The following is a 19,000-nucleotide window of genomic DNA, read 5'->3' as shown; positions in this document are numbered from 1 at the left end:
CACTCGAGGCCATGGACATCGTGATACGACAGGTCACTCCGGGCGAGTACCAGCCCCTGGGCGACATCACCGCCCGCGCCTACCTGGACGACGGTCTCCTCGACTACGGCGAGGAGGACCCGTATCTGCCGGCGCTGAAGGACGTCGCCGCGCGGGCGGCCGCCGCCGAGGTGCTGGTGGCCGTGGACGGCGACCGGCTCCTCGGCGGCGTCACCTTCGTGGCCGGTCCCGGCCCGGTCGCCGACATCGCGCGGCCCGGTGAGGCCGAGATCCGTGCGCTCGCGGTCGCGCACGCGGCGCGCGGCCGGGGCGCCGGAGAGGCGCTCGTGCGGGCATGCCTGGAGCGGGCGCGAGCCACGGAGGGCTGCGCGGCCGTCGTCCTGTCGAGCCAGCGCAGCATGCACACCGCGCACCGGATCTACGAACGTCTCGGCTTCGTCCGCACACCCGAGCGGGACTGGAATCCCGTGCCGCACCTGGACGACTTCACTCTTCTCACCTATCAGTTGACGCTCTGAAACCACCCCGACACAACATCTGGGGGTGGCGTGGCAGGCGAGCACAAGATGTATGCTCATGCTCGCTGTCGCCGCAGGGGAATCCGGTGCGAATCCGGAACTGTCCCGCAACGGTGTACTCGCGTGCATCCCTACCCATATGGGCACGCCTGTTCAGTCCGAGGTCCTGCCGACAGCGCGCCCGGCCGTCCGGTCCGGGTGCCCTGACGTCCGGGCCTCGTGGAGTGGGCCGGTGGACGCGACGCCCCCGCGCGCTCGTGTGCTGCCCCCTGCCCTGCGCCAGGCCCCTTGCCGAGCGAGGGAGAGCCCCACGTGACCATCGCGCCAGCCGAACCGGCCTCAGTCACCGAGCTGAAGACCGACGGTGCCGGGACCGCGTTGCTGCGTACCCTGACCGAGCTGACCGCCGACCTGCCCGACGCCGACCCGGGCCGGGTCGCGGCCGCCGCCCTTCGCGGCCGGTCCGCGCGGGCTGCCTCCGAGATCACCGCGGAGCTGCGCGAACTGGCCACGGAGGCGGCCGCCGGCCTGATCGCCGAGGACCCCGCCTACTCGAAGCTGGCCGCCCGTCTGCTGACCATCGGCATCGCCGCGGAGGCCGCCTCCCAGGGCGTCACGTCGTTCACCGAGTCGGTCGCCGTCGGGCACCGCGAGGGTCTGATCGCGGACCGCACCGCCGAGTTCGTGCGCGTCCACGCGGCCCGCCTCGACGCGCTCGTCGACACCGCGGCCGACGACCGCTTCGGCTACTTCGGACTGCGCACCCTGCACAGCCGCTACCTCCTGCGGCACCCGATCACCCGCAAGGTCGTCGAGACGCCCCAGCACTTCCTGCTGCGCGTCGCCGCCGGTCTGGCCGAGGACGACACCGTCCGCGCCGTGGACGAGGTGGCCGCGCTCTACCGGCTGATGAGCCGGCTGGACTACCTCCCGTCCTCCCCCACACTCTTCAACTCCGGCACCCGGCACCCGCAGATGTCGTCCTGCTACCTCCTCGACTCCCCGCTCGACGAGCTGGACTCCATCTACGACCGCTACCACCAGGTGGCCCGGCTGTCGAAGCACGCCGGCGGCATCGGGCTGTCGTACTCCCGCATCCGCAGCCGGGGTTCGCTGATCCGCGGCACCAACGGGCACTCCAACGGCATCGTGCCGTTCCTCAAGACCCTGGACGCCTCCGTCGCCGCCGTGAACCAGGGTGGCCGGCGCAAGGGCGCGGCGGCGGTCTACCTGGAGACGTGGCACTCCGACATCGAGGAGTTCCTGGAGCTGCGGGACAACACCGGTGAGGACGCCCGGCGCACGCACAACCTGAACCTGGCGCACTGGATCCCGGACGAGTTCATGCGCCGGGTCAACGCCGACGAGCCGTGGTCGCTGTTCTCCCCGGCCGACGTGCCCGAGCTGGTCGACCTGTGGGGCGACGCGTTCGACGCGGCCTACCGCAAAGCCGAGTCCGCCGGTCTGGCGAAGAAGACCATCCCGGCCCGCGACCTGTACGGCCGCATGATGCGCACCCTCGCGCAGACCGGCAACGGCTGGATGACCTTCAAGGACGCCGCCAACCGCACCGCCAACCAGACGGCCGAGCCGGGCCATGTCGTGCACTCCTCCAACCTGTGCACGGAGATCCTGGAGGTCACGGACGACGGCGAGACGGCGGTGTGCAACCTGGGCTCGGTGAACCTGGGCGCGTTCGTCGACACGGCGAGCGGCGGCATCGACTGGGAGCGGCTGGACGAGACCGTCCGCACGGCGGTCACGTTCCTGGACCGCGTCGTCGACATCAACTTCTACCCGACCGAGCAGGCGGGCCGGTCCAACGCGCGCTGGCGTCCGGTCGGGCTGGGCGCGATGGGCCTCCAGGACGTCTTCTTCAAGCTGCGGCTGCCCTTCGACTCGCCCGAGGCCAAGGCCCTCTCCACCCGCATCGCCGAGCGCGTCATGCTCGCCGCCTACGAGGCGTCCGCGGACCTGGCCGAGCGCGGCGGCCCGCTGCCGGCCTGGGAGAAGACCCGTACGGCCAGGGGCGTGCTGCACCCGGACCACTACGGCGTCGAGTTCGCCTGGCCCGAGCGCTGGGCGGCGCTGCGCGAGCGGATCGCCTCGACGGGGCTGCGCAACTCCCTGCTGCTCGCCATCGCGCCCACCGCCACCATCGCCTCCATCGCGGGCGTCTACGAGTGCATCGAGCCGCAGGTGTCGAACCTGTTCAAGCGCGAGACGCTGTCCGGCGAGTTCCTCCAGGTGAACTCGTACCTGGTGCGCGAGCTCAAGGAGCTCGGCGTCTGGGACGCCCGCACCCGTGAGGCGCTGCGCGAGGCGAACGGCTCGGTGCAGGGCTTCGCGTGGATCCCGGCCGAGGTGCGGGACCTCTACCGCACGGCGTGGGAGATCCCCCAGCGCGGGCTGATCGACATGGCCGCCGCGCGCACCCCGTACCTGGACCAGGCGCAGTCGCTGAACCTGTTCCTGGAGACGCCGACGATCGGCAAGCTCTCCTCGATGTACGCGTACGCGTGGAAGTCGGGCCTGAAGACGACGTACTACCTGCGCTCGCGCCCGGCCACCCGGATCGCCCGGGCCGCCCGGGCCCAGGCGCAGCCGGAGAAGACCGTCCCCGTGCAGCCGGCCGCCGACCCCGACGCCGTCGCCTGCTCCCTGGAGAACCCCGAGTCCTGCGAGGCCTGCCAGTGATGACCACCACCCCCGAGAAGACCGACAAGGCCGAGAAGAACCTGCTCGACCCGGGCTTCGAACTGACCCTGCGCCCGATGCGCTACCCCGACTTCTACGAGCGCTACCGGGACGCCATCAAGAACACCTGGACCGTCGAGGAGGTCGACCTCCACTCGGACGTCACCGACCTGGCGAAGCTGTCCGAGGGCGAACAGCACATGATCGGCCGGCTGGTCGCGTTCTTCGCGACGGGCGACTCGATCGTGGCGAACAACCTCGTGCTGACGCTGTACAAGCACATCAACTCCCCCGAGGCGCGCCTGTACCTGTCACGGCAGCTCTTCGAGGAGGCCGTGCACGTCCAGTTCTATCTGACGCTGCTGGACACCTATCTGCCCGACCCGGACGACCGGGCGGCGGCCTTCGCGGCGGTGGAGAACATCCCGTCCATCCGGGAGAAGGCCGAGTTCTGCTTCAAGTGGATCAACGAGGTGGAGAAGCTGGAGCGGCTGGAGTCGCAGGCCGACCGGCGCCGCTTCCTGCTCAATCTGATCTGCTTCGCCGCGTGCATCGAGGGCCTGTTCTTCTACGGCGCGTTCGCGTACGTCTACTGGTTCCGCAGCCGGGGCCTGCTGCACGGTCTGGCCACCGGGACCAACTGGGTGTTCCGCGACGAGACCATGCACATGAGCTTCGCCTTCGAGGTGGTCGACACGGTACGCAAGGAGGAGCCGGAGCTCTTCGACGACAAGCTCCAGGAGCAGGTCACCGCCATGCTCCGGGAGGCCGTCGAGGCCGAGCTGCAGTTCGGGCGCGACCTGTGCGGCGACGGCCTGCCGGGCATGAACACCGAGTCGATGCGGCAGTACCTCGAGTGCGTCGCCGACCAGCGTCTGTCGCGGCTCGGCTTCGCCCCGGTGTACGGCTCGGAGAACCCGTTCTCCTTCATGGAGCTGCAGGGCGTTCAGGAGCTGACCAACTTCTTCGAGCGCCGTCCGTCGGCGTACCAGGTCGCGGTGGAGGGCACCGTGGACCTGGACGAGGACTTCTGAGCCCGGGTCCGAGTCCGGTCCCGGGTCACGGGCCGCGCGGCCAGTGCGGCCTGCGCGGCGTCCTTCAGCTGGCGGTCGATCCGGCGCTCGTGGAGATGTCCCACGAGCGCCGGAGCCGCGAGGACGAGGAAGAGGGCCAAGACGGTGAGGTACTCGCTGAGTGCGTTCATGAGGTAAGCGTCGTCCACGCCGGATACTCCTGACAGTGGCAGGACTGCCGTACATCTTCAAATTACTGCCACTTCGGTGCACACTGGCGGCATGCTGAACAACGTGGCCGCGATCCTCCTGGACGGTGTGCACCCCTTCGAACTGGGCGTCGTCTGCGAGGTCTTCGGGATCGACCGCAGCGACGAGGGGCTGCCGGTCTACGACTTCGCCGTCGCCTCGGCGGAGGGTCCGACGCTGACCACCCACGCCGGGTTCACCATGAACACCCGGCACGGTCTGGAGCGGCTGGAGAGCGCCGACCTGATCGCCGTGCCGGCCGGCGACACCTACGGCGAGCGGGACTTCCCGCCGGAGCTGCTCGGCGCGCTGCGCCGGGCCGTGGACCGCGGCACGCGGGTGCTGAGCGTCTGCTCGGGCGCGTTCGTGCTGGGCGCGGCGGGACTGCTGGACGGGCGGCGCTGCGCGGTGCACTGGCGGCACGCCGAGCAGCTGGCCCGGCAGTTTCCGCGCACCACCGTGGAACCGGACGTGCTCTACGTCGACGAGGACCCGGTGATCACCTCGGCCGGGACGGCCGCCGGCATCGACGCCTGTCTGCACATCGTCCGCAAGGAGCAGGGCCCGGAGGTCGCCAACCGGATCGCCCGGCGGATGGTGGTGCCGCCGCACCGGGACGGCGGCCAGGCCCAGTACATCGAGCGGCCGCTGCCCCGGTCGCGGTGCGACACCGTCGGCGAGGTGCTCGCGTGGATGGAGCAGCACCTCGACCAGGAGATCACGGTCGAACGGCTCGCGGAGCGCGCCCACATGTCCCCGCGCACCTTCGCCCGCCGTTTCCAGCAGGAGACCGGCACCACCCCCTACCGGTGGCTGCTGCGTCAGCGGGTGCTGCTGGCACAGCAGTTGCTGGAGGCCACGGACGAGACGGTGGACGCGATCGCCTGGCGCGCCGGATTCGGCACGGCGGGCGCCCTGCGCCACCAGTTCGTGCAGGCGCTGGGGACGACCCCCAACGCCTACCGGCGCACGTTCCGCGGCCCGCAGGCCGTCGCCTGAGCCGCGGTTCTCACCCGGGTACCGCCCGCAGCAGCAGCCGGCGCGGCCGCAGCGTGATGCCGATGCGCGTCCGGTTGTCGGAGCCGGGGGCCGGCTCGAAGCGGAACGCGTTCGCCACCACCGCCGTGATCAACGTCAGCTCGGCCATCGAGAAGTGGTCGCTCGGGCACTTGCGGTTGCCGACGCCGAACGGCGTCATGGCGTACTTCGGCAGCTCCGGGGAGCGGCCGGGCAGCCAGCGGTCGGGGTCGAACTCCGTGTGCCGCTCGTACGACCGCGGGTCGCGCTGCACCGCGTACGGGCTGTAGACGATGTCGGCCCCGGCGGGAATGCGGTAACCGCCGAGCTCCGTGTCGGTCACCGCGCGCCGGGTCAATATCCATACGGCGGGATAGAGCCGCATGGTCTCGACGACGACATTGGCGGTGTGCCGGAGCTTTCGGACGTCGTCGAATGCGACCGGCCGGTCACCGACAACGTTTTTCACCTCTTCGCGGATCTTGTCCACTTGATCCGGGTGCTCGGTGAGGACGTGGAGCAACGACATGACCACCGAGCCGGCGGTTTCGCTGCCCGGGGTGAGTATCGCGACGACCTGGTCGTGGATCTCCTGTTCCCCGATCGGGTCGCCATTCTCGTCCTTCGCCTCCAGCAAAGCCGTCAGCAAATCGTCCGGTTTTTGACCGGATGCCCTGCGGTCGGCGACGATCTCGTCCACCAGCCGGTGCAGATCGGCCAGCGCCCGGTTGAATTCGCGGTTGGCCGGAATCGGTACCCGATAAAGCGGACCGAGAGGTACGACCATGCGCTGGTACATACCGGCGAACAGCGTGGCGAGCGCGGAGGTGATGCGCTCGGACCGGGTGTCCATATAGCTGCCGCGCATCAGGCAGCGGGCCGAGATGCGCACGGCCACCCGGAAGGCCTCCGCGGTGACGTCGAGGACCTCGCCCCTCGTCCAGCGCTCGACGAGCGCGTGCGCCTCCTCCTCCATGATCGGGCCGTAGCCGGGGATGGCGTCGAGCCGGAACGCGGGCTGGATCGTGCGCCGCTGGCGGCGGTGCAGCGGTCCGTTGGCCGTGGCGACGCCCTCTTTGCCGAGCAGGCTCTCCAGGGACTCCCACAGGGGGCCGGAGATGATGTAGTCGGGGCTGAGCGCCAGCGCCCCGGTGAGGTCCGGCGCGGTGACGGCGTACACCGTCTTGGGGCCGAGCCTGAGGCGGACGACGTCGCCGTGGTCGCGGAGCCGGGCCAGGAAGGCCAGCGGGTCACGGGCCAGCTTCCAGCCGTGCCCGAGGAGCGGCACCCTGCCACCGGCCAACGGTGGCTCACGCAGTTCGGGTGCCCCGGCGGTCGCGGGTTTCACCGACTCGACGGTCATTTCTCACCTGCCGCTTCGTTGTTGACGTACGGGGGCGTGGACCGGTCGTCCCAGCTGTCGACCATGTATCGGCCGGACTCGTGGTGGAACCAGTAGACGGAACTGAACCAGTGCCGCATATTGCCGAGGCAGGCCCGCACCGCGGCGCCGAGTCGCATTCCGCGAACGGTACCGTCGGTGAGTCGGTCGGCCAGCCTCAGGACATCCTTCTCAACGGCGAGGAACTCGGAAATACATTCTTCGATGCGTCGCCTTGTTTCCTCTACGGCCTCTTCGAGGGTCATCCCCTGATGGGTTACGAGACTGATTCCGAGATTATGCACCTCGTCGCCCGCCAATTCCTTGGGGAGGGAGCAGAGGTCGTTGTACCAGGCGGCGAAATCCTGACTCAGCAGGGCCGCGCGCCGATAGGACGGGTGTTTCCGCACCGAGTCCGGGAGTTCGCATCCCGCGCTCGGCTCCAACAGGTCGGTCCAGATCCAGTGTGCGAAGGTGAGCCGGCGCAGGGCGAGGTATTCCTCGACACCGGGAATGCGTCCCTCGACGCGGTTGTGGAATTCCCGGTCGTACGCCTCGATCACGGTGTGGAAGTGCCGGGCGAACCGGGCGTTCCAGGTGCCGGGAAGGAAGGAGTACAGCCTGCCCACGCTGTCCGCGAGCCCGGCGACCAGCGGATCCCGGTGGGTCAGATGCTCCGCCGGGGAGTCCAGGGCCGCGTGCAAGCGGAACCTGAGCTGCCGCCAGGAGGACACCCGGCCGTGCACGACGTCACGGTCGTGCCGGTCGTCCCAGACGAAGAACCAGGCGCTGTAGTCGGCTATGGCTTGCAGGACCTCGTCGGGTGCGCCGAGGTAGTAGCCCGCCATCAAGTCCGTGTAGCAAAGACCGTCGGCATATTCTGCGACCTTCTCCGCCGGCATCAGCCGCTTTTCCAGCAGCCAGGAGCGGGTGTTTTCCTGCAACCGGGGCCAATATGGGTGCAGTTGCCGGGGAAACGCCGCCTCGATGACCGGAAGAGAGAGCGCGGGAGGAACCGCGGGCACGGTCACCGTCGCCGTGGTGCTGTATGTGGTGCTGTATGTGGTGCTGTATGGGAAAGCTGGCACGAACAACCCCTCTCAGCCGCCAGTGGGCGCACACCCCTCCTGCCGTGCCGGGCGTGCGCCGTTGCGTATCCCCGCTCATCCCATTCAGCACTACAACTGACCGTTCTGGGAACGGATTTGCTTCATTCACTACCCCAACATGCCGGGAATCCGCCCCCACATGACCGGTTACGGGTCGGCAGATGTACAGGAGATGTGCGCAAGCGACCGAACATCCGTCGGACACACGAACGACGCCGGTCCGGAAGAAGTCCGGACCGGCGTCGTGTGTGCGCAGGGGGCTCAGCCGTTGGCGACCACGGGGTAACGCGGCTCGTTCTCGGCCATCTGCCGCAGCGCGTCCTTGCGTTCACGCTTGGAGAGACGGTCGATGTAGAGGTACCCGTAGAGGTGATCGGTCTCGTGCTGCAAACACCGTGCGAAGTACCCGGTGCCGCGCACCTTGATCGGGTTGCCCCGCTCGTCCTGCCCCGTCACCTCGGCGTAGTCCGGACGGGCCAGCGCCGCGTAGGCGGTCGGCACCGACAGACAGCCCTCGTTGCTGTCGTCCAGCCGGCGCCGGTCCGCGGGCAGCTCGACGAGCTTCGGGTTGCAGACGACGCCGACGTGCCGGGCGCCCTCGTCGTCGGGGCAGTCGTAGACGAAGACCTTCAGGTCCACGCCGATCTGGTTGGCGGCCAGGCCCACGCCCTCCGCGGTGCGCTGCGAGGCGAACATGTCGTCCACCAGCTTCAGCAGCTCGTCGTCGAACTCGGTGACGTCCCTGCACTCCTTGTGGAGCACCGGGTTGCCGACGACCGTGATCGGCCGCGAGACGCCGCGCTCACGGTGGGCCCGCTCGCGCTCCTCCGTCTCCTCGGTGTCGATGACGAAGCCCTCGTCGTCCACGGGGAGCACGCCCCCGTGCTGCTGATCGGTGTCCTGCTGCGCCATGACCGACGTATGCCTTCCTGACTGTGTCCTCCGAGGGCTGCCCTCGGACCCCCGCCCGGGGGTTCGTCGCTGATACAGGGTACGGGGACGGCTAACAGACCTCTTCCAGGTCCCGCCAGTCACGGGTGTCCGGGCTGTCGGCGACCCACCCGTCCAGCAGCCCCCGCACCAGCGAGGCGGGCGCGGCCACCCCGCACTCCCGTTCCGGCGCCCACAGCTGCCCGTCGGTCACGTGGCCCAGCGGGCCCGGGTGCCCCGGCTCGCTGTGGTCGTGCGGGTCGAGGTGCTCGCCGTCCCCCTCGTCGGAGGGCATCCGCGACTCCGAGCACATCCGGCACAGCAGCCGCACCGAGGACGACCAGTCCTCCGCCGCGAAGCCCGCGTCGGCGGCCAGCTGCTCCAGGGCGTCCCGGTCCGCCTCGGAGGCCGCCTCCAGCAGGACCACCCAGGTGGGCACGGGGGACGGGGCCCACAGCTCGATCTCGTCGAAGACGGGATAGGAGTGGCCCGCGGAGGTGGTCCGCTCACCGTGCGGCACCCCGTCGTGCAGCACGACCTCGCCCCAGCGGCGCCCGGAGGACGGCAGCGGGATCGACAGCACCTCCATACGGGCGGGATCCAGCCGCCGCCCCCACACCACCTCGGCCTCGCCCTCGGGCGACAGCCGTACGGCCGCGCTGCCCAGCTCCATGCCGACGGGCTCGCCCGCGCCCGTGGCCTCCCCCGGCACGTGCAGCCCGTACGCCTGCCAGGAGCGGCGGGCCAGCGGCCAGTCCTGCAGGGCGGTGGCGGCGATGCCCACGTTCCACCAGTCGGGGGCCCCCGCCTCCCGGTCGAGCAGGGCGACGGCGCGCAGCCCGGCCGTGCGGGCCTGCTCCCAGTCGTGCCGGAACTTGTGCAGCAGGGCGAGGTTGAACCAGGACTCGGAAAGCCAGGGTTCCAGGTCGGCGGCGCGCGTCAGGAGCGCGCCGGCGTCCTCGTACCGCCCGTCGCCGATCAGCGTGAACGCGCGGTCGGTGGCCTGCCGCCAGGAGGCGGAGGGCCGGTGCCGTCCCTTGCCGAAGATCCTCACGATTCCCGCCTGCCAGTTCCGTTCTGTGGGCTGGCCAGTGCCCCCGGACACTCTCTCCCTCGCATCCAACCACGTGTGGCCGGAAGGCCGCTCATTACCCATGGGTTACCCACCCGCGGGCAGGGTAAGACCCGACCTCGAAACCACCCTGGCCAGCGCCTCCACCACCTCGGGCGCGTACTCCCGGCCGGTGCCCAGGCGCAGCTCCTCCAGAGCGGTGAGAGGTCCGTCGGGACCGCTGCCCCGCACCCTCTCCTCGTATGCGTTCACCGCCCGGACTATGCGGGCGGCCACCGGTTGCTCCGGGTAGGGGTCGGCCTGCCGCTCGACGACCGTCGCCACCTGGGCGCTCACCCCGGTCTGGCGGACGACGGCTCCGCCGAGCAGCGCGATCCGCCGCTGCTCGGCCGCCGGCAGGCCGGCCGTGGCGCCCGCCGGAACCGGGTCGACGAGGCTGAGCTGCCCGATGTCGTGCATCAGTGCCGCGTACTCGAGGACGGTCAGCTCGGGCTCCGGCAGCCGCAGGTCCCGGCCCACCGCCTGGCTGAGCGCGGCGACCCGGCGGGCGTGCCCGGGCGGGGTGTACCCGGCGATCTCGGTGGCCCGGGCGAGACAGGCGATGGTCTGCCGGTAGGTGGCGCGGACGGCCGCGTAGCGGCGCAGGGACAGCTGGGTGAGCAGCAGCGGCACCGAGAACACGGGGAGCGCCCACAACCCGACGACGGCTACCGCGAGCGCCATCACCGCGCCGGTCGCGCAGACCGCCGACCCGATCCCGGGCACCGCCCGCAGCTCGTCGCGCAGCAGCGGAGCGAACGGCCAGCCGGTGCGGGAGCGGGCGAGGGCGGCCGCGACCACGGCGTCGCACAGGACGGTCAGGACCAGCAGCGCGAGCAGCAGCAGCGCGTACGCCGGGCCGCCCCAGCCGTCGAACGCCCCGCGGTTGTACAGGGGCTGGAAACAGGCCGCGGCGAACCCGACGGCCAGCACGCGCCGGACCAGATGGTCGAGGACGGGCCCCTGCCCGCGGGCCAGCTGGGGCACGCTGCCCAGCAGGGAGGCGGCCGCGACCACCGCCACGACCTGCGCCACCCCGTGGTGGGTGGGATGCCCGGCGTGCTCCCCGAGCAGCGCGTACGACAGGGAGCCGGCGGCGCCGAGCGGCGCGGTCTCGCGCAGTCCGGGCCCGCTCACCGGGCTCGCCTCGCCCGGGCGGAGCCGGGAGCGCGCGAGGGCCGGCTCGCCGACGGCCACGAGGATCCCGAAGGCGAGCGCGACGGGGCGCTCCCGCAGGCCCGCCAGGAACGTGACGAGCAGGGAGCCGGCGGCCAGCAGGGCGGCGGCCGCGTAGAGGGCGGCCAGGGCGCGGCGGGAGGTCATCGGCGCCCCCGGCTCGTGGCAGGAGGTCACCGGCGGGCCCCCGAGCGGTCGTCGGGCGCCGGGGCGGGGGCCGGCACGCCGGGCCGGGTCTCCTCGGCGGTGACCACCGGGTGCCAGCCGTCCCGGCCGACGACCCGGGTCAGCGCGGTGACCATCCGGGGGTCGAAGTGCGAGCCCGCACACCGGCGCAGCTCCTCGAGGGCCGCCTCCACGGGCCGGGCCCGGCTGTAGGAGCGGGTGGAGGTCATCGCGTCGAAGGCGTCCGCGACGGCGACCACCCGCGCGGACTCCGGGATCTGACCGCCCGCCAGTCCGTAGGGATAGCCGCTGCCGTCGACGCGCTCGTGGTGGTGGAGGATCGCCGAACGCGCCTCGCCGAGGAAGGAGATGCCGCGGGTGATCTCGTGCCCGTACTCGGGGTGCAGCTCGATCACCCGGCGTTCCTCGGGCGTCAGCGGCCCGTCCTTGCGCAACAGCCGGGTGGGGACGCCGAGTTTGCCGACGTCGTGCAGGATGCCGGCGAACCGGAGCATCTCGATCCGGTGCTCGTCCATGCCGAGTTCACGCCCGATCATCATGGAGGCCTGGCCGACGCGTTCGCTGTGGCCGCGCGTGTAGCCGTCCTTGAGGTCGACGGCCTGCACCAGGGCGCGGATGGTCGCCTGGTGGGCGGCGCGTTCACGGTGGTACTGGGCGAACACCCACCAGGACACCGCCATCGGGAAGAGCACCAGCAGCGCCGCGACCGGGCCGTACCTGCTGCTCCACAGCACGGCCGTCATCAGTCCGGCGAGGCCGTGCACGGCGACCGGGGCGAGGGAGCGCAGGAACAGCCCCTGGCAGACCGCCCGCAGCGGGAGTCCCTCGGCGAGCGCGAGCATCCCGCCGTCCAGGAGGGCGAGCGCGGCGCAGAACACCAGCACCGCCGCGCCCGCCGGCAGGAGGGCGGACGGCAGGTCGGAGCCGGCCACGGCCGCGCGCCCGCCGAGCGTCCCGTGCGTCCGCGCCGCCAGCCACACGGCGAGCGACGACTCGGCGGCCCGCCAGACGCGGCGGAGCAGGAAGGGGCGCTGCTCGACGTGTGAGAACAGGGCGCCGGGCAGCGCGACGAGGGCGGCCGCGGGCGGCGCCAGCAGGAAGGCCCCGGCGAGCAGCACGGGATGGAGGGTGGCGGCGAACCTGCGCCGGGCGACCTGCTCACCCGCCGCGTACACCGCGGCCAGCAGGGCGACGGCCCACCAGGGGGTCCGCACGCCGGGGAGGGAGGGGAGCGTGCACAACAACGCGCCGAGGGCGACACAGGCGACGTAAGCGCGTGCCCGCGCCGGAATCCCCTCCATGGCCACTCCCCCCAGCCGTGCCTGTCCGGGCTCAGGAGCCTAGGACGGCCGGGGGTGGGTCTGCGGGCGTATCACCCGCGGATTAGCACATACGGGTGACGGCGGCGCTCTCCGGGCCCGGTGTCCGCCGACGGGGGGCGAGCGCTCGGGCCCGGCGGGTCAGGACTCCTGCGGAGTCGCCGACGTGGTGGCCACGTCGTGCTCGGGGACGGCCTGGCCGGAGCGGATCAGGTCGATCCGGCCCATGACCTTGGCGCGCAGGTCGGTCGGCACGTCGTCCTGTCCGCAACACCGCTTGACCAGCTTCTTCACGGCCTCTTCCAGCCCGTACTTCTCCAGGCAGGGCGAGCACTCCTCGAAGTGGTGCTGGAACTTGTCCCGGTCGAGAGGAGGCATCTCGCTGTCGAGATACTCGTACAGGTGGTCGAGGACCTCACTGCAGTCCGTCTCGTGCGGATCTCCGCAGCTCATGAGCCCGAACCTTTCGCTTCGTTCGACTCTCCGGCGCCGGCCGGGACCAGCCCGCGCTCACGGGCGTAGTCCTCGAGCATGCCGCGCAGTTGACGGCGGCCCCGGTGCAGCCGGGACATCACCGTGCCGATGGGTGTCCCCATGATGTCCGCGATCTCCTTGTACGCAAAGCCTTCTACGTCCGCGAGATACACGGCGATCCGGAACTCCTCCGGAATGGCCTGAAGCGCTGCCTTCACGTCCGAGTCGGGCAGGTGGTCCAGCGCCTGCGACTCGGCTGAGCGCAGACCCGTGGACATGTGCGACTCGGCGCGCGCCAGCTGCCAGTCCTCGATCTCCTCGGCCGCGCTGCGCTGGGGTTCGCGCTGCTTCTTGCGGTACGAGTTGATGAAGGTGTTGGTGAGGATCCGGTAGAGCCAGGCCTTGAGGTTGGTGCCCTCCCGGAACTGGTGGAAGGACGCGTACGCCTTGGCGTAGGTCTCCTGCACCAGGTCCTCGGCGTCCGCCGGGTTGCGTGTCATGCGCAGGGCGGCCGAGTACATCTGGTCGAGGAACTCGAGCGCGTCCCGCTCGAAGCGCGCGCTGCGCTCCGCGGTGGACTCCACACCCGTCTCCCCGCTCACACCCTGGCCCTCGGGCAGCTCCGCCTGGCCGTTGTCGGTCCCTGCGTCGGTACCGGTGACCGGACCCACCTCCTCAAGATCGCGGGCAGAATCGAAACCGATCCCACTCGAATCGGAGGATAGACGACTACCCGTGCCTGCCGCCGCTCGAACAGGAGCGATCTTGGCCGCGTGCAGCACCGTCCAGTCGAGGGCGGTACGGCTCGGGCAGATGGTCGAACCCATGCGGAGGACTTCCTCTCCCACTGACGTCGGTGCCGGATGTTCAGCACTTCTGTCCGGCTCAACAGCAAGGCCGCCCTCCGCATTCCCCGCGCTCAGCCGAGCGACGCGATCCACCGGACGACGGCGGCGGTGACGGTCTCCAGCGCCTCCTCCTGCGTCACGGGGGCCCGTTTCGGCACGGCGAACCCGTGATCGCCGTACGGCACCTCGACGAGCTCGTACGGGCCCTCGGGGAACTCCTGCGGCCTGCCGAACGGGTCGTTGCCGCCCTGGACGACGAGGGTGGGCGCCCCCGCGCCGAGCAGCTCCCCGGCGCGGGACTTCTCCGGCTTGCCGGGCGGGTGCAGCGGAAAGCCGAGCGCGAGCACCGCGTGCGCGCCGAGCTCGGCGGCGGTGCGGCAGGCCACCCGGGCCCCCGCCGACCGGCCGCCGGAGATAACCGGCGCTCCGGACGCGGTGACGGCCGGCCAGATCCCGCGCCAGCCGACGTCGAGGGTCTTGGGAGCGGTCGCGACCTTCTTGCCGGCCACCCGCCAGGGCTGCTCGACCAGGGCCACGCTGACCCCGTGCCCGGGCAGCACGGCGGCGAGCGCCCGCAGGTCGCGGGCTTCGACGCCGCCGCCCGCCCCATGGCTGACGGCGAGGACGAAGGCCGGTCTGCGGGCCCGGTGCCAGGTGATGCGGGCGGTCCCCGCGTAGGTCTCGACGGTCTCCACGGTTTCGGTGATCACGTCAGAAGAGTGTGCCCTCCTCGGGCCCCTCCAGCTCCTTCAGCAGCTCCGCGCCGTTGTTGCGGACGTTGCTGACGGCCGTGGAGACCGGGTAGGCGCGCATCAGCCCCTCCGCCGGCGGCTCGAGGAGCGAGCGCAGGTCGTCGGCGTCGGTCCGCGCCGGGTCGAGCCAGGCGTCCCAGCGGTCGGGGGTGAGCATCAGCGGCATCCGGGGATGGATGTCGGCGAGGGCGTACGGGCCGTCGGCGGGGGCCACGGCCAGCGGCGAGGTCTCCGCCTCGGTGGTGATCACCGAGCACGTCGTCCACCAGGCCTGCGGGTGGTCGTCGGGCAGGGTCCGGTCCCGCCAGAACTCGTAGAGCCCGGCCATCGCGAAGACCGAGCCGTCGGCGGGGAGCACGAAATACGGCTGCTTGCGCGGCCGCTTCTTCTTCCCCTCGACCTCGAGATCCCGCTCCTGGACGCCGGTCACCCACTCGTAGTAGCCGTCGGCGGGCAGGATGCAGCGCCGGGCGGCGAAGGCACGGCGGTACGACGGCTTCTCGTGCACCGTCTCCGCGCGCGCGTTGATCATCCGGGCGCCGCCCTCGGGCGTCTTCGCCCAGGACGGCACCAACCCCCACTTCAGCCTGCGCAGCTGACGAACCGGACGCTTGTCGTCGGCGTCCTTCACAGGACGGTCGAGAACGGCGTAGACCTCCTTGGTCGGCGCCACGTTGTAATCGGGCTCCAGGCTCTCCTCGGGCTCCCACTTCTCGACGTCGAAGATTCCTGCGAGATCCTCGGGCCCACGACTGGCTGCATACCGTCCGCACATACGTGCCACACTGCCAGGCCGACCCGTCACCCGGCCACCACCACCCGGCGCCGGAGCCACGCGCCGACCCGCGCATCACGAGAGGGAGCCACCCCCGACCATGGACAGCACCGCCGCCCTCGCGCTGCCCGACCTGTGGGACCGTCTCGTCGGCACCCAGACCGACCCCGACCTGTGGGTGGTGATCGCCACCGCGGTGGCGGCGCTCGCGGTCGTCGTGCCGCACCGCCTGTGGCGGCTCTCCCGCAACGCGATCACCATCGCCCACGAGGGCGGCCACGGCCTGGTCGCGCTGCTGACCGGCCGCCAGCTGACCGGGATACGGCTGCACTCCGACACCAGCGGCCTCACCCTCAGCCGGGGCAAGCCGCACGGCCTCGGCATGATCCTCACCGCGGCCGCCGGCTACCCCGCTCCCCCGCTGCTCGGCCTGGGCGGCGCCGCCCTGCTGGGCGCCGGCCGCATCACCCTGCTGCTCTGGGTGGCGACGGCCCTGCTGCTGGCGATGCTCGTGATGATCCGCAACGCCTACGGCGCCCTGACGGTCGTCCTCACCGGCGGCGCCTTCCTGCTCGTGTCCTGGCTGGCGGGCCCGCAGGTGCAGGCGGCGTTCGCGTACGCGGTGGTGTGGTTCCTGCTGCTGGGCGGGGTCCGTCCGGCGTTCGAGCTGCAGGCGAAGCGGTCCGGCGGCGGAGCGGGGGACTCCGACGCGGACCAGCTGTCGCGGCTGACCCACGTACCGGCCGGCCTGTGGCTGTTCCTCTTCCACGCGGTGAGCCTGTGCGCGCTGCTGGGCGGGGGCAGGTGGCTGCTGGGCCTGTAGACGGCGGCCCGCGCCGGTGACGGTCCGCGCAGGAAGGCGGGGCCGCCCGGCTGTGGCCCCACGGGGGGGCGCGGCACGGTGACGCGCGCCGCGGCACGCGACCGGTCATGGCGCGCTCGCGCCCGAACGACGGCCTCCCGAGTTCATTAGAGTGGAGTCCATGGCCCCGAACCCCGCCCACACCGCCCTCTGGCCCGCCCCGCACGCGAGCGAGGCCGTCGACGCGACGGTCCACGTGCCGGGGTCGAAGTCCGTCACCAACCGCGCGCTGGTGCTGGCCGCCCTGGCCTCCGAGCCCGGCTGGCTGCGCCGCCCGCTGCGCTCCCGCGACACCCTGCTGATGGCCGAGGCCCTGCGCGCCATGGGCGTCGAGATCGAGGAGACGGTGTCGTCGAGCTCCACCGGCGGCGCGGGGAACCCCGACCTCACGGGCGAGGCCTGGCGCGTGCTGCCCGACGGCCTGCGCGGCCCGGCCACGGTGGACGTCGGCAACGCGGGCACCGTGATGCGCTTCCTGCCGCCACTCGCCGCCCTCGCCGACGGACCCGTCCGTTTCGACGGCGACCCGCGGTCCTACGAGCGTCCCCTGCACGGCGTCATCGACGCGCTGCGCGTCCTCGGCGCACGCATCGACGACGACGGCCGCGGGACGCTGCCGCTGACCGTGCACGGCGGCGGCGCGCTGGACGGCGGCCCGGTGGAGATCGACGCCTCGTCCTCGTCCCAGTTCGTGTCGGCCCTGCTGCTGTCGGGGCCGCGCTTCAACCAGGGGGTGGAGGTCCGGCACATCGGCTCCTCGCTGCCCTCGCTGCCGCACATCCGGATGACGGTCGACATGCTGCGCGCGGTCGGCGCCCAGGTGGACACCCCGGAGTCGGGCGGCGAGCCGAACGTCTGGCGGGTCACGCCGGGCGCCCTGCTGGGCCGGGACCTCACGATCGAGCCGGACCTGTCCAACGCCCAGCCGTTCCTGGCGGCGGCGCTGGTCGCCGGCGGCCGGGTGCTGATCCCGGACTGGCCGGCCCGCACCACCCAACCGGGTGACCGGCTGCGCGAGATCTTCACCGAGATGGGCGGTTCCTGCGAACTGACCGACTACGGCCTGGTCTTCACCGGCTCGGGCTCGATCCACGGCATCGACGTGGACCTGGGCGACGTCGGCGAGCTGACGCCGGGCATCGCGGCGGTCGCCGCCCTCGCGGACTCCCCGTCCACCCTGCGCGGCGTCTCCCACCTGCGGCTGCACGAGACCGACCGGCTGGCCGCGCTGACCAAGGAGATCAACGAACTGGGCGGGGACGTGACGGAGACCGCCGACGGTCTGCACATCCGTCCGCGCCGGCTGCACGGCGGGATCTTCCACACCTACGACGACCACCGCATGGCGACGGCCGGCGCGATCATCGGCCTGGCCGTGGAGGGCGTGCAGATCGAGAACGTGGCGACGACCGCGAAGACCATGCCGGACTTCCCGGAACTGTGGACCGGGATGCTCGGGGCGTAGGGACTTCTGTCATGCGCCGCTACGGCAAGCACACCGACGAGGACGACATCCGCAGCCGCCCGAACCGCAAGGGCAACCGGCCTCGTACCCATATCCGGCCCAAGCACGAGGACTCCGTCGAGGGCATGGTCCTCACCGTCGACCGGGGCCGGCTGACCTGCCTGGTCGAGGACCGCATCGTGCTGGCAATGAAGGCCCGCGAGCTGGGCCGCAAGGCGGCGGTGGTGGGCGACCGCGTCGACCTGGTCGGCGACCTGTCGGGCACCAAGGACACCCTGGCCCGCATCGTCCGCATCGGCGAGCGCACGTCGGTGCTCCGCCGCACCGCGGACGACGACGACCCGTACGAGCGTGTCGTCGTCGCCAACGCCGACCAGCTGGCCGTCGTCACCGCGCTGGCCGACCCGGAGCCCCGCCCCCGTCTGATCGACCGCTGTCTCGTCGCGGCCTTCGACGGCGGCCTGACCCCGCTGCTGGTCATGACGAAGTCGGACCTGGCCTCACCGGACAAGCTGCTGGAGCTGTACGGCCACCTCGACATCCCCTATGTCGTCACCAGCCGTGACGAGCTGGAGAACGGCGCCGCGGCGGACGTGGTGCGCGAGCACCTGGCCGGACGGGTCACGGCCTTCGTCGGCCACTCCGGCGTCGGCAAGACGACTCTGGTCAACGCGCTGGTCCCGAAGGAGCGGCGGCGGGTGACCGGACATGTGAACGCGGTGACCGGACGCGGCCGCCACACCACGACCTCGGCGCTGGCCCTGCCGCTGGCGGGCACGGACGACTGGGTGATCGACACTCCGGGCGTGCGGTCCTTCGGTCTGCACCACGTCGACCCGTCCCGGGTGATCCTCGCCTTCCCCGACCTGGTGCCGGGCACCGAGGGCTGCCCGCGCGCGTGCAGTCACGACGAGCCGGACTGCGCGCTGGACGCCTGGGTGGCCGACGGCCACGCCGACCCGGCGCGGCTGTACTCGCTGCGCCGGCTGCTCGCCACGCGCGAGCGCACGGAGGGCGACTGACCCCTCGTCCGGTCCGTCGGCGCGCCCGACACGCCTGACGCCTCGTCACACTCACCGGCTGACCACCGCGTTGTTTGCGTCGGCCCGGGGCCGGTA

At 71.6% G+C, this 19,000-nt stretch carries 18 protein-coding genes and 1 riboswitch; of the genes, 7 read left to right on the top strand and 11 right to left on the bottom strand.

All coding sequences use genetic code 11. The features are described 5' to 3' along the window. Nucleotides 1-11 precede the first annotated feature (11 nt). From QF032_RS26170 to QF032_RS26160, 3 genes are all read left to right on the top strand, one after another. On the top strand, nt 12-518 hold the full coding sequence (locus QF032_RS26170; protein ID WP_307057698.1) for a GNAT family N-acetyltransferase: 507 nt from the start codon (nt 12-14) through the stop codon (nt 516-518). A gap of 52 nt (nt 519-570) precedes the next feature. Beyond that, a riboswitch (cobalamin riboswitch) is annotated at nt 571-706 on the top strand. Nucleotides 707-830: 124 nt separating this feature from the next. Further along, complete coding sequence (locus QF032_RS26165; RefSeq protein ID WP_307057696.1) at nt 831-3,215, top strand: ribonucleoside-diphosphate reductase subunit alpha; 2,385 nt, start codon at nt 831-833, stop codon at nt 3,213-3,215. Next, nucleotides 3,215-4,249 carry a ribonucleotide-diphosphate reductase subunit beta gene (locus QF032_RS26160; RefSeq protein WP_307045790.1) on the top strand — a complete coding sequence of 345 codons (1,035 nt, stop codon included), beginning with the start codon at nt 3,215-3,217 and terminating at the stop codon, nt 4,247-4,249. Before QF032_RS26165 ends, QF032_RS26160 begins: the two co-directional genes overlap by 1 nt. On the opposite strand, the gene QF032_RS26155 is transcribed toward QF032_RS26160, so the two are convergent. Further along, complete coding sequence (locus tag QF032_RS26155) at nt 4,162-4,419, bottom strand: hypothetical protein (RefSeq protein ID WP_307045789.1); 258 nt, start codon at nt 4,417-4,419, stop codon at nt 4,162-4,164. The two genes, QF032_RS26160 and QF032_RS26155, sit on opposite strands and share 88 nt — an antisense overlap. Nucleotides 4,420-4,510: 91 nt before the next feature. Between QF032_RS26155 and QF032_RS26150 the strand changes: the two genes are divergently transcribed. Next, complete coding sequence (locus QF032_RS26150; RefSeq protein ID WP_307045787.1) at nt 4,511-5,476, top strand: GlxA family transcriptional regulator; 966 nt, start codon at nt 4,511-4,513, stop codon at nt 5,474-5,476. Nucleotides 5,477-5,486: 10 nt separating this feature from the next. Here the strand turns inward: QF032_RS26150 and QF032_RS26145 are convergent, their stop codons facing one another. The 10 genes from QF032_RS26145 to QF032_RS26100 all read right to left on the bottom strand — a co-directional run bounded on the left by QF032_RS26145 (nt 5,487) and on the right by QF032_RS26100 (nt 15,555). Beyond that, nucleotides 5,487-6,857, bottom strand: coding sequence for a bifunctional albaflavenone monooxygenase/terpene synthase (locus tag QF032_RS26145; RefSeq protein WP_307057694.1), 1,371 nt, complete (start codon nt 6,855-6,857; stop codon nt 5,487-5,489). Continuing rightward, complete coding sequence (cyc1, locus tag QF032_RS26140; protein ID WP_444875862.1) at nt 6,854-7,963, bottom strand: epi-isozizaene synthase; 1,110 nt, start codon at nt 7,961-7,963, stop codon at nt 6,854-6,856. Before cyc1 ends, QF032_RS26145 begins: the two co-directional genes overlap by 4 nt. 282 nt (nt 7,964-8,245) lie before the next feature. Further along, the gene (gene def, locus QF032_RS26135; protein ID WP_307057690.1) at nt 8,246-8,896 is read right to left on the bottom strand and encodes a peptide deformylase; all 651 of its coding nucleotides are present in this window, start codon (nt 8,894-8,896) and stop codon (nt 8,246-8,248) included. Between the two features lie 91 nt (nt 8,897-8,987). Then, nucleotides 8,988-9,968, bottom strand: coding sequence for a tetratricopeptide repeat protein (locus QF032_RS26130; protein WP_306949369.1), 981 nt, complete (start codon nt 9,966-9,968; stop codon nt 8,988-8,990). A gap of 105 nt (nt 9,969-10,073) precedes the next feature. Then, nucleotides 10,074-11,348, bottom strand: a complete 1,275-nt coding sequence (locus QF032_RS26125) for a metal-dependent phosphohydrolase (protein WP_307057688.1) — start codon at nt 11,346-11,348, stop codon at nt 10,074-10,076. Nucleotides 11,349-11,374: 26 nt separating this feature from the next. Further along, nucleotides 11,375-12,688, bottom strand: coding sequence for an HD-GYP domain-containing protein (locus QF032_RS26120; RefSeq protein WP_307057687.1), 1,314 nt, complete (start codon nt 12,686-12,688; stop codon nt 11,375-11,377). A 159-nt stretch (nt 12,689-12,847) separates the two neighbouring features. Next, nucleotides 12,848-13,159 carry a mycothiol system anti-sigma-R factor gene (gene rsrA / locus QF032_RS26115; RefSeq protein ID WP_306949371.1) on the bottom strand — a complete coding sequence of 104 codons (312 nt, stop codon included), beginning with the start codon at nt 13,157-13,159 and terminating at the stop codon, nt 12,848-12,850. Beyond that, entirely contained in the window at nt 13,156-13,851 is a 696-nt protein-coding gene (gene sigR, locus QF032_RS26110) for an RNA polymerase sigma factor SigR (protein WP_307050312.1), read from the bottom strand. The genes rsrA and sigR overlap by 4 nt, the downstream gene beginning before the upstream one ends. 248 nt (nt 13,852-14,099) lie before the next feature. Then, the gene (locus QF032_RS26105) at nt 14,100-14,738 is read right to left on the bottom strand and encodes an alpha/beta hydrolase family protein (protein WP_307057685.1); all 639 of its coding nucleotides are present in this window, start codon (nt 14,736-14,738) and stop codon (nt 14,100-14,102) included. A gap of 1 nt (nt 14,739) precedes the next feature. Next, nucleotides 14,740-15,555 (bottom strand): SOS response-associated peptidase, encoded by an 816-nt coding sequence (locus tag QF032_RS26100; RefSeq protein WP_306949373.1) that lies wholly within the window; start codon nt 15,553-15,555, stop codon nt 14,740-14,742. Between the two features lie 100 nt (nt 15,556-15,655). Between QF032_RS26100 and QF032_RS26095 the strand changes: the two genes are divergently transcribed. The 3 genes from QF032_RS26095 to rsgA all read left to right on the top strand — a co-directional run bounded on the left by QF032_RS26095 (nt 15,656) and on the right by rsgA (nt 18,904). Further along, a complete protein-coding gene (locus QF032_RS26095) occupies nt 15,656-16,378 on the top strand; it encodes a M50 family metallopeptidase (RefSeq protein WP_306949374.1) in 723 nt (240 codons plus the stop codon). Nucleotides 16,379-16,538: 160 nt separating this feature from the next. Beyond that, the gene (gene aroA, locus QF032_RS26090; protein WP_307057684.1) at nt 16,539-17,882 is read left to right on the top strand and encodes a 3-phosphoshikimate 1-carboxyvinyltransferase; all 1,344 of its coding nucleotides are present in this window, start codon (nt 16,539-16,541) and stop codon (nt 17,880-17,882) included. An 11-nt stretch (nt 17,883-17,893) separates the two neighbouring features. Continuing rightward, nucleotides 17,894-18,904: a ribosome small subunit-dependent GTPase A gene (gene rsgA / locus QF032_RS26085; protein WP_307045773.1), complete on the top strand. Its 1,011-nt coding sequence runs from the start codon at nt 17,894-17,896 to the stop codon at nt 18,902-18,904. Nucleotides 18,905-19,000: the final 96 nt, after the last annotated feature.

Source organism: Streptomyces achromogenes (assembly GCF_030816715.1).
GTDB classification, from domain to species: domain Bacteria; phylum Actinomycetota; class Actinomycetes; order Streptomycetales; family Streptomycetaceae; genus Streptomyces; species Streptomyces achromogenes_A.
This window is presented reverse-complemented; position numbering and strand designations above follow the sequence as displayed.